This is a genomic window from Duganella sp. (genome assembly GCF_039595735.1).
In the GTDB taxonomy this organism is placed as follows: domain Bacteria; phylum Pseudomonadota; class Gammaproteobacteria; order Burkholderiales; family Burkholderiaceae_D; genus Rugamonas.
Genome location: NZ_JBCNLB010000010.1, coordinates 94,448 through 107,147 on the forward strand (window position 1 = coordinate 94,448; position 12,700 = coordinate 107,147).

The window sequence follows — 12,700 nt, forward strand, 5'->3', positions numbered from 1 at the left end:
CATCAGGGCAAACTAGGGCATAATCGGTGCAGCAGCCACTGCGAGGCTATCGACATGCAATTCGAAGAGTTCGATTCTCTGTCCGCCGACAGCGCCGGCGCGGCGTCCACGCCGGCCACGGCCAATGCCGCGTCGCCCCTGGTGCGCCTGCAGTACCTGGTCGACAACACCCCCGCCATCATCTATTGCACCGTGCCCAGCGGCGACTTCAAGATGACCTTTGTCAGCAACAATGCCTACAACGTGCTGGGCTACCGGCCCGAGCAGATGGTGGCCGACCCCAACTTCTGGTTCGACCACATCCACCCCGAGGATGCGCCGAACATCTTTTCCAGCCTGGCGCTGGTGTTCACCGAGGGCCAGCGCGCCTATGAATACCGCTTCCGCATCCATGACGGTAGCTATCTGTGGATGCACGACACGCTGCGCCTGATCCGCGACGAGCATGGCGCGCCGCTGGAGGTGATCGGCTCGCTGACCGACATCACCGCGCGCAAGCAGATGGAGGAGGCGCTGCAGGCCAAGGGCGAGGAACAGCAAAAGCTGATCGGCGAACTGCGCAACGCCCACGAGCAGCTGCTGCAATCGGAAAAGATGGCCTCGATCGGCCAGCTGGCGGCCGGCATCGCGCACGAGATCAACAACCCGGTCGGCTTCGTCAATTCCAACATGGGCGCGCTGCAAAAGTATGTCGGCACGCTGCTGGGCGTGATCGAGCAGTACGAGCAGGCGGCCGCGCCGCACCCGCCGCTGGCGGCGCAGCTGGCGGCGCTGCGCCAGCAGGCCGACCTGGAATTCCTCAAGGAAGATGTGACCGACCTGGTGCGCGAGTCGATGGACGGCCTCAAGCGCGTCAAGGACATTGTGCAGGCGCTCAAGGATTTCTCGCACGTGGGCGAGACCGAATGGCAGGTGGCCGACCTGCACCGCGGGCTGGACAGCACCCTCAACATCGTCAGCAACGAGATCAAATACAAGGCCCGGGTCGACAAGCAGTATGGCGTGCTGCCGCCGGTGACCTGCCTGGCGTCGCAGCTGAACCAGGTGTTCATGAACCTGCTGGTAAACGCGGCCCATGCGCTGCGCGAGCAGGGCGTGATCACCATCCGCACCGGCCTGGAGGCCGGTCCCGGCGGTCCGCGCGACCATTGGGTGTGGGTGGAAATCGGCGACAACGGCGTCGGCATCGCGCCGGAAAACCTGAACCGCATCTTCGAGCCATTTTTCACCACCAAGCCGGTCGGCAGCGGCACCGGCCTGGGGTTGTCGCTGTCGTACGGCATCGTCAACCGCCATGGCGGCCGCATCGAGGTGGCCTCGGTGGTGGGGCAGGGCACGCGCTTTACCGTGCACCTGCCGGTGCTGCCGCCGGGCGCCGGCCAGCCGGCCTAAAGGATGACCGAGCCGTCGGCGTCGCGCCGCACCTGCAACAGGCCAGGTTCCTCCGCCTCCAGCCGCTGGGCTTCCTGTTCCTGCGGCGTCACCAGGGTGGCGCGCAGGGCCAGCGCCTGGCGCACATTGTCTTCCAGCTCGGCGGCGTCCCAGGGCTTGCTCATGAAGCGGAACGCCGCCGCCTGGTTGATGGCGCTGACCACCGTGCCATACTCGGTGGACGCGCTCAGCATGATGCGCACGGTGCGCGGCGCCACGTCCTTGAGCACCTGCAGCAGTTCGCCGCCGGACATTTGCGGCATCATGTAATCGCAGATCACCAGGTCGAACTCGTGGGCACAGATGCGCTCCAGCGCCTTGAACGGATCGGTGTAGCCCTCGATCTGGGGCGCCTCGCCGCGGAAGATCTGCAGCAGCGCGCGCTGCAGCGCCGCCAGCACGTGGGCGTCGTCGTCGATCAGCAGGATGTGGTTCATGCGCCCTCCCTGGGATTGCGCACCCAGATCGCCAGCCGGCCGCCGCTCTTGGTTTCAAAGTCCTGCACCTGCTGGATCATGCGCGCGTCCAGCACGTGGTCGACCGCCAGCAGCATCAGGCCGTCGCGGCTGATCAGGTCGCGCGCCAGCACCATGCCGGGCAGCAGTTCGCCGGACAGCATTTCGACCCCGGCGCCGCTGTCGATGGCGTGGCCGTCGATCACCTGGCGGAACGCCGCCACTACGTTGGGGTCGTAGCGCTTGCCGCCGGCGTCCAGGATCAGCGACTTGGCCTCGTCGGCGCGCAGGTGGCGCTGCACCATGGCGCCTTGTTGCAGGTTGTAGTAATCGGCGGCCAGCGCCAGGATGCGCGCGCCCAGCGGAATGGCCAGCCCGGCCAGCCCGTCCGGGAAGCCGTTGCCGTCAAAGCGCTCCAGCTGGCTGCGCAGGATGGCGGCGCTGCCGCGCATGTCTTCCAGCGGCATCAGCAGTTCCTCGGCGCGCAGCGGGTGCTTGCGGAACTGCGCCAGGGCGTCGCCGCGCAGCATGGTGAGCGGCGTCATCAGCAGCTCGTCGCTGAAGCCGATCTTGCCGATGTCGTGCAGCAGGGCGGCAATGAACACGTCCTGCGCCTCGCGCCCCTCCAGTCCGAGGCGGGCGGCCAGCTTGCGCGCCAGCTCGGCCACCAGGCGCGCGTGGCCCGGCTGGTTGTGGGCGCGCAGCTCGATCATGCTGGAGAAAATCTTGATGGTGGTGACGAAGTTTTGTTTGAGCTTGGCGTTGGCGGCCACGGTGGCTTCGTGCTCGGTCTTGAGCTGGCGCGTGCGCGCCTCGACCTTGGCTTCCAGCGACTGGTTCAGGGCCTTGAGCTCGGCGTTCTGGCGCTGGGTCAGCGCTTCCAGCCGCTGCTTGTCCTGTTCCAACTGGCGCCGTTCCAGCGCGTGGCGCACCACCAGCAGGATGTCGCCGTCTTCCCACGGCTTGGTGATGTAGCGGTAAATTTCGCCGCAGTTGATGGCGTCCTGGATCGACTGGATGTCGGAGTAGCCGGTCAGCAGCAGGCGCACGGTGTCGGGCCAGCGTTGGCGCACCTGGGCCAGGAACTGGGCGCCGTTCATTTCCGGCATGCGCATGTCGGAAATCACCAGGTCGACCGGCTCGCGCGCCAGCACTTCCAGCCCGGCGGCGCCGCTCTCGGCCAGCAGCACCCGGTAGCCGGCCGGGCGGAACAGGCGGCGCAACGCGCTCAGGATGTTGGGCTCGTCGTCCACGCACAGCACGGTGGCAGTGGCGGCCGGGACGGCGGCCAGCGAGGGATCCAGCGCGGTATTCATGGGGCCTCCGGAGCGGGGGTATCGGGCTGGTGGACCGGCAGGTAGACGCGGAAGCGGCTGCCGACGCCGGGCGTGCTGTCGACCTCGATGCGGCCGCCATGCTTGCGCACGATGCCGTAGGCCAGCGACAGGCCCAGGCCGGTGCCCTGGCCGACCGCCTTGGTGGTGAAGAAGGGGTCGAAGATGCGCGCCAGCGTGTCGGGCGCGATGCCGCAGCCGTTGTCGGCCACCTCCAGCCAGACCTGGTCGGCGCCCTGGCAGCCGGTGCGCACGGTGATGCGGCCGCGCTGCGCGCCGATGGCGTGGGCGGCGTTCACCACCAGATTCATCACCACCTGGTTGATCTGCAGCGGCAGGCACTGGATGTCGGGCAGCTGGCCATATTCCTTGACCACGTCGGCCTTGTACTTGACCTCGTTGCTGACGATGTTGAGCGTGGAGTCGATGCCGCGGTGCAGATTGGCCCACACCCATTCCTGGTTGCTGTCGACCCGGGAAAAATCCTTCAGGTCCTGGACGATGTGGCGCACCCGCACGATGCCTTCGCGCGATTCGGCCATCAGCGCCGGCACGTCCTGGCGCAGGAAGTCGAGGTCGATCTGTTGGCGTTGCGCGCGCAGCGCGGCGGCGGCGGCCGGCGCCAGCATGGGCTCGGCCTGCTGGTAGGCGTCCAGCATCTCGAACAGCTGCTCCAGGTAGCCCTGCAAGGTGCTGAAGTTGGAAAAGATGTAGCCGACCGGGTTGTTGATTTCATGCGCCACGCCGGCCGCCAGCTGGCCGATCGAGGCCAGCTTGTCGGCCTGTACCAGTTGTTGCTGGGCGCGCGAGAGCTTGTCGTTGAGGTCGGTCAGTTCAAGGTTGCTGCGGCGCAGTTCGGCCTCGGCCTGGTGACGCTGGCGGATATCTTCCTGCAGCTGCTGGTTCATCTCGGCCAGCTGGGCGGTGCGTTTCTCGATCACCTGCTCCAGGTTGTCGTAGGCGCGGCGCAGGGCGTTTTCCGCCACCCGCCGCTCGGTGACATCGCGCAGGGTTTCAATCGCCCCCACCAGGCGACCGCGGCTGTCGCGCAGCGGTGCGGCGGTGAAGTGCAGCCAGTGGCCGCTGGCGCCCAGGTTGGGGAAGAAGTCCTCGGCCTCGTAGGCGCCGGGAATCAGCGCGCACGGGCGGTACTTGTCGCCGTAGTGCAGGCCCAGCTGGTCGATCTGGCCGGTGACGATCAGGTCGGCCAGCAGCGGCCGCGGGCGCGGGTAGAACGCCTGCCAGTGCTGGTCGGTGCCGATCATCTCTTCCTTGCTCCAGCCCAGCAGGTGCTCGCAGGCGCGGTTCCAGTGGGTCACCACGTGCTGGGCGTCGATGGCAAAGGTGGCCACCGGGTGGCCGTCGAAAAACTCGGACAGCGCCACTTCGCTGTGGAACGGGACGGAGGCGGAGGTGGCAGTCATGGCGTCAGCATCTGGCACATATCGTTGTAGAGTTGCTCGGTGTCATGGAACACGCGCGTGCAGGCCACGGTGCTCAGGTCCAGCGCCTGCCACGCGTCCAGCGACAGCGGCGGCGCCTGATCGTCTTCCTGCCCGGTCAGGTCCAGTGCATGCGCCAGTGCGTTGGCCAGGTGGATCAGCGTGGCCAGCGGCAGCGGCGTGCCGGGCGGGGCCGGCGGCGGCAGTTCATGGTGCCCGGCCACGGCGGTCTGGATCGCCACCGGGAATTTCCAGTGCGCGGCCAGCGCGCTGCCGACCGCCGCGTGGTCGGTGCCGAACACGGCGCGCTGGGCAATCACGCTCAGGCAGTCGTGCTGGCGCTGGTAGTCGACCACTTCGCGGTACTGCAGCGGGAAGCGGGTGGCCAGCACCAGCGTGCCGAGGTCGTGCAGCAGGCCGGCGGTGAAGGCGGTGTCCGGATTGAGACGGCAGTAGGGCGCCAGCACGCGCGCGCAGACGGCGCTGGCCACGGCATGGCGCCAGAACGCCGGAAAGTCCAGCCCGCTGGCCGGGGCGGCCGGAAAGCTGCCCGTCACCGCGCAGGCCGTGACCAGGGTGCGGATGCTGTGGAAGCCCAGCACCGACACGGCCTGGTGGATGGTGTTGACCTTGGACGGCATGCCATAGAACGAGGAATTGGCCAGCCGCAGGGTCTTGGCGGTGAGCGCCTGGTCGAGCGTGATCTTGTTGGCCAGCGCGTGGCTGTCAAGGTCTTCCTGGTCGATGCTGGCCAGCAGCTCGCTGACCACGGCCGGCAGCGAGGGCAGGTCGCGCACCGCCTTGATGACGTCGTCGGCGGTCATGGCTGCTCCTGGCGGTAGGTGCGCAGTTGGGCCAGCAGGGCCTGGCTGCCGGGCAGGTCGGCGCAGTGGCGGAACAGGTGCTCCAGCCGCTGCAGCCGCAGGGCGCGCTGGCGCGCCAGTTGTTCCGGATCGGGGGCCTCTTCCTCGGCCCACACGACGCAGCGGTCGATGCCGCGCCGGCGCAGCGCCGCCAGCACCGAGGCGGTCAGCGCCGCATCCTGCGGCAGCAGGACGCTGCCATTGGTGTCCAGCAGGGCAGTAGCCAGGGTCATGCCTTCGGCCGCCTGTTCCAGTCCGATTTCGCTGGTCTTGCCCGCGCTATGCATGGTGGGTCTCCAGGTTGCTGAGGGTAATCAGGCTGCCGCGTGAGCTTGATGCTTCGCCCATCGGGTGGCAATGCACGGCGTAGCGCTGCGGTCCGATCTGCACCACGTGCAGCCCGGACGGCGGCGTGCCATCGGCGGTAAACAGTTCCGGCAGCACGCTGCCGGCCTCGCTGCCGAGCAGGCTGCCGTGCTCGCGGAACAGGGCGGCAGCGGCGGCGTTGATGAAGGCAATCATGCCGGCGTCGTCGAGGCCGATCACCGGCAGCGGCAGGTGCTGCAGGATTTCGCGCGCCACATTCAGGCTGATCTCGTCGCGGCTGATCTGGCGCTGCTTTTCCCGCAGCAGCTGCTCCATGCGGCGGTTGGCGGCGGCCAGCTCCTGGTTGGCGGTGCGCACCTCCAGGTGCAGGCGCTGGTTGTCGTCGGCGCTTTCCTTGACGCGGAAGGCTTCGGCGATGTGGCCGCGCAACTGCTCGTCGTCCCACGGCTTGGTGAGGAATTTGTAGATGGCGCCCTCGTTGACGGCATCGGTCACCGACTGCAGCTCGGTGTAGCCGGACAGCATGATGCGGATCGAGTCCGGCGCCAGCTCGCGCGCCTTGCGCAGGAAGTCGGCGCCCAGCATGCCCGGCATGCGCTGGTCGGAGACGATCACGTCCACCGGCTGGCGCGCCAGCACCTCCAGCCCCTGCGGACCGTCGTTGGCGGTGTAGATCTGGTACTGCTCGCTGCGCAGCAGGCGCTTGAGCGCGGCCACGATGTTGGGCTCGTCGTCCACCAGCAGCAGCCGGCGCGGCGGCCGGTGCATGCGCAGCAGGTGCGGCGGCAGCGCCGGGGCGTCGGCCAGCCAGTGTTGCAGGGCGGCCGCGGCCATCGGCGGCGCAAAGAAATAGCCCTGGATCTGGTCGCACATATTGCGCCGCAGGAAGTCGCATTGGCCTTCGGTTTCCACGCCCTCGGCCACCACTTTCATGCCCAGGTGGTGCGCCATGTCGATGATGCTGCGCGACATGGAGGCGTCGCTGGTGCTGCTGACCACGTCGCGGATGAAGCTGGGATCGATCTTGATGGCGTCGAATGGATAGCGCTTCAGGCTGCTGAGCGAGGCGTGGCCGGTGCCAAAGTCGTCCAGCGTCAGGCACAGGCCGCGCTGCTTGAAACCGGCCAGCAGCGGGTCGCAGCGCGCGCCGGCGCAGGTCAGGGCGGTCTCGGTGATCTCCAGGCTGAGCGCGTCCGGCGCGATGGCGTACTCGTCCAACGTGGCCGCCACCTCGGCGCCGAAGTCGGGATCGAGGAACTGGCTGGTGTCGACATTGATGGCCACCTTGAGATGCGGGCGGCCGCTCTGGCGCCAGCTGTGCAGGTCGCCGCAGGCGCGGCGCAGCACCCAATCGCCAATGGCGGCGGTGTGGCCGGCCGCCTGCGGCATGAAGTCGTGCGCGGTCAGCAGCCCGCGCTCCGGATGTTGCCAGCGCACCAACGCTTCCAGGCTGACCACCGCGCCGCTTTGCAAGTCCACCAGCGGCTGATACTGGAGTTGCAATTGGTCATGCGCCAGCGCCAGCGCGAGGCCGGCCTCGCATTGCAAGCCGGTCAGTGGCGGTTGCATCTCGGGCTGCTCTGGCATGGGGTTCATCGGCGCTCCTATCAAGAGACTAGCGACTGGCGGACAACGCGGCAAGCTAGACCGATTATAGAGCCGCGGGCGGTTGACTGGCACACCAATCAACATCGGACCGTCGTGCGTGAGCGCACGGAAAGCGCACGTGCAGAGGGAGATACTGGGATTTAATTCACGACAGGAGAAGACCATGAGCACGATTATTGCGGGCCATTTCCAGTTGCAAGATGAAATCGCCGACGCGCGCCTGGCCTTGCTGGACGCCGGTTTTGCCGCCACGCGCATCAGTTCGTTTTACGTCAATCCGCCCGGTCAGCACGATGTGTATGAGCTGGGCGGCGATCACGACAAATCCCCCGGTGCGAAGGAAAGCGACGAGGGCGTGGTCAAGGGCGGCGCCACCGGGGCGGTGGCCGGCGCGGTGGTGGGCGCGGCCACCATCCCGATCAGCGGGCCGGTGGGGCCGGTGGTGGGGGCGCTGGTCGGGGCCCACGTCGGTTCCCTGTACAGCCTGCACAAAATGAAGGAGGCCGGAGAGCCGGACAAGGATGGCAGCAACCAGCAGGCGCCGCGCAAGTCCGGCATGCTGATTGCCGTGGCGGTGGACGATGCGGCGCAGGAGCAGCGCGCGCTGGAGGTGCTGCGCCTGCGCGGCGCGCGCGACATCGAACGGGCCGAGGGCAGCATCAGCGGCGGCGACTGGCGCGATTTCGATCCCAATTCGCTGCCGGTGTTGCTGTAGGCCGAGGCAAGAGTGTCGGTCAGGCGTCCCCCTGATGGATGGCGCTGTTGCGTAACGGCGACGATGGCTGCGCAGCGGGCAATTTTCGGTATGATAGTCGCCAGACACCCTACAGCGGGAGGCGGCAATGACACAGGCATGGCTGGTGCTCACGCGTCCGGACGGACGCGACGTGAGCGCGCCGTCCGAGGCGCAGATGGCGGCCGCGCTGGCGGACGTGTATGGCGGCAAGGTGCTGGGCGCCGACGGCGTCCCCGGCAGCGCCGTGCTGCGGTTTGGCTATGACGACGGCCTGATGTACGAGATGGAAGTGTCCAGCGGCGGCGCGGTGCGCTTTGCCGAATGGTCGGACCGCGATTGCGAGATCGCGCTGGCCGCGCCGCGCACCATGACCGTGGCGCGCCAGGCCGACGCCCTGCAGCTGTGGCGCCTGATGGCGCAGCGCCAGGTGGCCAAGATCCGCAGCCAGCCGTGGCGCGATGACTGAGCGCGGCCGCTAACGCCGGCGCTGCTCCAGCCGCGTCTGGCAATTGATGCAGAAGCGCGCTTCCGGACGCGCGTCCAGCCGCGAGTAGCCGATGGCGCCGCCGCAGCTTTCACACAATCCATAACGCTGATCGTCAAACTTGGCCAGCGCGTGGCGCACGATGTCGAGCTGGCGCGCCGTGTGCGCGGCGGCCTCGTGCACGGCGGTGTGCAGGGTGCGCTGGCTGGCGTTGTCGGCTGGCGAGGCTTCCGCCACGTGCGGCAGCGGCTGGCGCAGATCGGTGCTGCGGTCGAGATCGTCGGCCAGCTGGCTGAGCAGGGCGGCGCGCGCCGCCTGCAGGCGCGCCTGCAGCTGCCGCCATTGTGGGTCGTCCAGTCCGTTCATGCCGTGCTCTCCTTACGGCATTGGACCGTGGCGGCGCGGATTCGTTCTACAGCGCGTCCAGATGGTGCTTGAGTTTTTCCAGCGGCGCCAGCAGCTTGTCCGGCTTGCCGGTGGCCACCGCCGCGCCCAGCGTCAGCAGTTCGGCGGCCAGGTCGACCAGGTCCTTGATGTGGTCGATGCGCTCGATTTTTTCCTGCGCCCGCGCGGTGAGTTCCAGCAACTGCTGCTGATGCGCGCCGAGGCCGCTGGCCGCCAGCACGGCGGCGTCGAGGTAGAGGCCGTTGGCGCGCTGGCGCAGCGCCACCTCGTTTTCAAACAGCGCCTGCGCCACCGCGTGCGCAATGCCGGGGATGCCGCCGTCCGCCGCCGGCTTGCGGATGGCGCGCATCAGGCGCTGGTGGAGTGCGTCGGCGCAGGCCGACAGCTGATCGGCCAGCGTTTCCAGCGCGGCTTGTTTCTTGAGATCGGTCATGGCTGCTCCTTACGGTTGGGCGGGGATTTGCGCCACCAGCGCGCGGTGCTGCTGCTCGATCGCATCCAGATTCTTGCGCGCCAGCGTGTAGCGCAGGCCGATCAGGCGGAACTCGGCCTGTTTTTGCTGTTGCTGCGATCTGGCCAGGGCCAGCAGCAGCCGGTCGCGCTTGGGATCGAGGAAGGGGATCTCGCTTTCCAGCATGCCGATGACGGTTTTCTGTTCGTTGTCGCTGGTCTTATCGTACAGGCGCAACAGGGTGCGCATGGCGTCCAGCACCTCCTGCACCGGCTGCTGGCCGTCGCGCAGGATGTCGTTGACGGCGTTTTCCTGCAGCTGGCGCGTCAGGCCGCGCGAGATCAGCCGCGTCAGGCCGGCAAAGGCGTTGACGTGGCGGTCGTCGAGGCCGGAATCGGGCCAGGCCTTGATGCCGCCGCTGACATTTTTCACCTGGTCTTCCAGATCGTACTGATTATCGCCGGCCAGCTTGCCGAGGGTGTGCATATATGCCTGCAAGCCGTACTGCAGCTTGACGAAATCGTCGCAGGCTTGCTGGCGGCGGGCGTTGAGCTGCTGCTCGCGGGCGTCAGCCTCGGGCGACAGGAAAGGCTGCTCGCGCTGGTACGTGTTGCGGTAGCGTTCGGTGAGCTCGTGGTAAGCGCCCAGCTTGGGCGCCTCGGCGGCAAAGGCGCGCACCTCGGCCATGCGCGGGGTGCTGCTGGCGCAGCCGCTGAGGATGGCCAGCAAGCCAAGAATGAAAAACAGGCGAGACAGTTTCATGGGGCACTCCACGGTTGGTAAGACGATTGTTGCCGTTGGTGAACTTTCGCGTGTTGCGCGGGCGCAGACTACGTGGTCAGCGCCTGCCGCCAGCCGAGGCCGGCGTCGGTGCCGGCGACCGGGATGTATTCGCAGCCGAGCCAGCCGTCGTAGCCGAGCTGGTCGATGAAGGCAAACAGGTGGCGGTAATTGATCTCGCCGCTGCCGGGTTCGTGCCGGCCGGGCGTGTCGGCCACCTGCATGTGCCTGATCAGCTGCAGATGGGCGCGGATGGTGTTGGACAGCTCGCCCTCCATGCGCTGCATGTGGTAGATGTCGTATTGTAGAAACAGATTGGGGCAGGCGGCCGCGCGGATCAGCTCCAGCGCCTGGCTGCTGCGGTTGAGGAAGTAGCCGGGCATGTCGTAGTGGTTGATCGGTTCGATCAGCAAGTCGATGCCGGCCGGCTGCAGTTGCTGGGCGGCGTAGCGCAGGTTGGCCAGATAGGTGGTGCGCGCCTGTTGCGGATCGAGGTCGGGCGGCACCTTGCCGGCCATGCAGTGCAAGCGCGGCACGCCCAGCGCCTGGGCGTAGCGCAAGGCGGTGGCGACGCCGGCGCGGAACTCCCCGACGCGGTCCGGCAGGCAGGCCATGCCGCGTTCGCCGGCATCCCAGTCGCCTGGCGGCAGGTTGAACAGGACCAGCTGCAGCTGATGCAGGCGCAGCTGGGCGGCGATCTGTTCGGGCGGATAAGCGTAGGGGAAGAGGAATTCGACGGCCTCAAAGCCGGCCTGGCGGGCCAGGGCGAAGCGCTCTAGAAAAGGCGCTTCGGTGTACAGCATGGACAGGTTGGCAGCGAACTTGGGCATGGAGGATAGCGGTCGGTGGTCGAGCCGCTATCCTAATCCAAAATCCGGGGTCAGGTCCGCCAATTGAACACGGCCTCGGCCGTAGTCGTGCTACGGCCGAGGCCGTGTAGAAATGGCGGACCTGACCCCGGATTAGCGGCCGCGGCCGCCGGTGCGGTGTTGCGCGGCGTTGTTGCCGCTGCGTGGCGCGCTGCCACCGCCATTGCCGCCGGCTGCGCGCGGTTTGTTGCCGTTGCCGTTGCCGCCGCCCGGCTTGCGGGCGCCGCCGCCGTTGCGGCTCGGACCGTTGCGGTGGCCAGGGCCGCCGCTGCGCAGCTGGATCGGTTGCGGGCGCGCGGTCGGATCCGGTTCGAAGCCCGGGATGACGTCACGCGGCAGGGTCTGCTTGATGAGTTTTTCGATGTCTTTCAGCATCTGGTGCTCGTCCACGCACACCAGCGATACCGCTTCGCCGGTGGCGCCGGCACGGCCGGTGCGGCCAATGCGGTGCACATAGTCTTCCGGCACGTTCGGCAGGTCGTAGTTGACCACGTGCGGCAGCTGGTCAATGTCGATGCCGCGCGCGGCGATGTCGGTGGCCACCAGCACTTGCAGCTTGTTGTCCTTGAATTCGGACAGCGCCTTGGTGCGCGCCGACTGGCTCTTGTTGCCATGGATGGCCATGGCGCCGATGCCGTCTTTTTCCAGTTGCTCGACCAGCTTGTTGGCGCCGTGCTTGGTGCGGGTGAATACCAGCACCTGGTGCCAGTTGTTGGACTTGATCAGGTGCGCCAGCATCGGGTGTTTCTTGTCGCGGTCCACCGGGTGGATTTTCTGCGCGATGATTTCCACCGTCGAGTTGCGGCGCGCCACTTCAATGGTGGCCGGCTTGTCCAGCAGGCCATCGGCCAGCGCCTTGATCTCGTCCGAGAAGGTGGCCGAGAACAGCAGGTTCTGGCGCTTCGGCGGCAGGCCGGCCAGCACTTTGCGGATGTCGCGGATGAAGCCCATGTCGAGCATGCGGTCGGCTTCGTCCAGCACCAGGATTTCAATCTTCGACAGGTCCACCGTGCCCTGGTCCATGTGGTCCAGCAGGCGGCCCGGGGTGGCGACCAGGATGTCGACGCCGTGCTTGAGCTGCTTGATCTGCGGGTTGATGCCGACGCCGCCAAAGATCACGGCCGAGTTCAGGTGGGTGTACTTGCCGTACACGCGCACGCTTTCCTCGACCTGGGCCGCCAGTTCGCGGGTCGGGGTCAGGATCAGGGCACGAATCGCGCGCGGCGTCTTGTTGCCGGTTTGCTTGACGCCGACGGCGTCAGTCGATAAGCGGTGCAGCAGCGGCAGCGTGAAGCCAGCCGTCTTGCCGGTGCCGGTTTGCGCGCCTGCCAGCAGGTCGCCGCCATTCAGCACAGCAGGGATGGCCTGCTGCTGGATCGGCGTCGGCGTGGTGTAGCCGGTTTCGCTCACTGCGCGGACGAGGGCGTCGGACAAACCGAGGGTAGAGAATGACATATTAACTTTGCAAATTCAGTCGAGTATTCTTGGTTTGCGGCATCGGACTGAGCGGTGCCG

At 67.3% G+C, this 12,700-nt stretch carries 14 protein-coding genes; 3 read left to right on the top strand and 11 right to left on the bottom strand.

The genetic code is table 11. The features are described from left to right. Nucleotides 1-54: 54 nt before the first annotated feature. Nucleotides 55-1,392: an ATP-binding protein gene (locus ABDW57_RS17680; RefSeq protein WP_343731484.1), complete on the top strand. Its 1,338-nt coding sequence runs from the start codon at nt 55-57 to the stop codon at nt 1,390-1,392. Here ABDW57_RS17680 and ABDW57_RS17685 read toward each other — a convergent pair. The 6 genes from ABDW57_RS17685 to ABDW57_RS17710 are packed head-to-tail and all read right to left on the bottom strand — an operon-like array spanning nt 1,389 to nt 7,448. Then, nucleotides 1,389-1,868 carry a response regulator gene (locus tag ABDW57_RS17685; protein ID WP_343731485.1) on the bottom strand — a complete coding sequence of 160 codons (480 nt, stop codon included), beginning with the start codon at nt 1,866-1,868 and terminating at the stop codon, nt 1,389-1,391. The genes ABDW57_RS17680 and ABDW57_RS17685 overlap by 4 nt on opposite strands. Continuing rightward, the gene (locus ABDW57_RS17690) at nt 1,865-3,202 is read right to left on the bottom strand and encodes an HD domain-containing phosphohydrolase (RefSeq protein WP_343731486.1); all 1,338 of its coding nucleotides are present in this window, start codon (nt 3,200-3,202) and stop codon (nt 1,865-1,867) included. Before ABDW57_RS17690 ends, ABDW57_RS17685 begins: the two co-directional genes overlap by 4 nt. After that, complete coding sequence (locus ABDW57_RS17695; protein ID WP_343731487.1) at nt 3,199-4,644, bottom strand: ATP-binding protein; 1,446 nt, start codon at nt 4,642-4,644, stop codon at nt 3,199-3,201. The genes ABDW57_RS17690 and ABDW57_RS17695 overlap by 4 nt, the downstream gene beginning before the upstream one ends. Next, on the bottom strand, nt 4,641-5,486 hold the full coding sequence (locus ABDW57_RS17700; RefSeq protein ID WP_343731488.1) for an HDOD domain-containing protein: 846 nt from the start codon (nt 5,484-5,486) through the stop codon (nt 4,641-4,643). The genes ABDW57_RS17695 and ABDW57_RS17700 overlap by 4 nt, the downstream gene beginning before the upstream one ends. Next, nucleotides 5,483-5,812, bottom strand: coding sequence for a hypothetical protein (locus ABDW57_RS17705; protein WP_343731489.1), 330 nt, complete (start codon nt 5,810-5,812; stop codon nt 5,483-5,485). Before ABDW57_RS17705 ends, ABDW57_RS17700 begins: the two co-directional genes overlap by 4 nt. Beyond that, complete coding sequence (locus tag ABDW57_RS17710; protein WP_343731490.1) at nt 5,805-7,448, bottom strand: EAL domain-containing protein; 1,644 nt, start codon at nt 7,446-7,448, stop codon at nt 5,805-5,807. The genes ABDW57_RS17705 and ABDW57_RS17710 overlap by 8 nt, the downstream gene beginning before the upstream one ends. 175 nt (nt 7,449-7,623) lie before the next feature. Between ABDW57_RS17710 and ABDW57_RS17715 the strand changes: the two genes are divergently transcribed. Beyond that, nucleotides 7,624-8,175, top strand: a complete 552-nt coding sequence (locus tag ABDW57_RS17715) for a glycine zipper domain-containing protein (protein WP_343731491.1) — start codon at nt 7,624-7,626, stop codon at nt 8,173-8,175. Between the two features lie 127 nt (nt 8,176-8,302). Further along, nucleotides 8,303-8,662 carry a hypothetical protein gene (locus ABDW57_RS17720; protein WP_343731492.1) on the top strand — a complete coding sequence of 120 codons (360 nt, stop codon included), beginning with the start codon at nt 8,303-8,305 and terminating at the stop codon, nt 8,660-8,662. 9 nt (nt 8,663-8,671) lie between these two features. On the opposite strand, the gene ABDW57_RS17725 is transcribed toward ABDW57_RS17720, so the two are convergent. The 5 genes from ABDW57_RS17725 to ABDW57_RS17745 form a co-directional block, all read right to left on the bottom strand. Beyond that, entirely contained in the window at nt 8,672-9,046 is a 375-nt protein-coding gene (locus tag ABDW57_RS17725) for a TraR/DksA family transcriptional regulator (RefSeq protein WP_343731493.1), read from the bottom strand. Nucleotides 9,047-9,092: 46 nt separating this feature from the next. Next, nucleotides 9,093-9,518: a hypothetical protein gene (locus tag ABDW57_RS17730; protein WP_343731494.1), complete on the bottom strand. Its 426-nt coding sequence runs from the start codon at nt 9,516-9,518 to the stop codon at nt 9,093-9,095. Nucleotides 9,519-9,527: 9 nt separating this feature from the next. After that, a complete protein-coding gene (locus tag ABDW57_RS17735; RefSeq protein WP_343731495.1) occupies nt 9,528-10,298 on the bottom strand; it encodes a hypothetical protein in 771 nt (256 codons plus the stop codon). Nucleotides 10,299-10,366: 68 nt separating this feature from the next. After that, nucleotides 10,367-11,146, bottom strand: coding sequence for a 2-oxo-tetronate isomerase (otnI, locus tag ABDW57_RS17740; RefSeq protein WP_343731496.1), 780 nt, complete (start codon nt 11,144-11,146; stop codon nt 10,367-10,369). A 132-nt stretch (nt 11,147-11,278) separates the two neighbouring features. Next, on the bottom strand, nt 11,279-12,640 hold the full coding sequence (locus ABDW57_RS17745) for a DEAD/DEAH box helicase (RefSeq protein ID WP_343731497.1): 1,362 nt from the start codon (nt 12,638-12,640) through the stop codon (nt 11,279-11,281). Between the last annotated feature and the right edge of the window lie 60 nt (nt 12,641-12,700).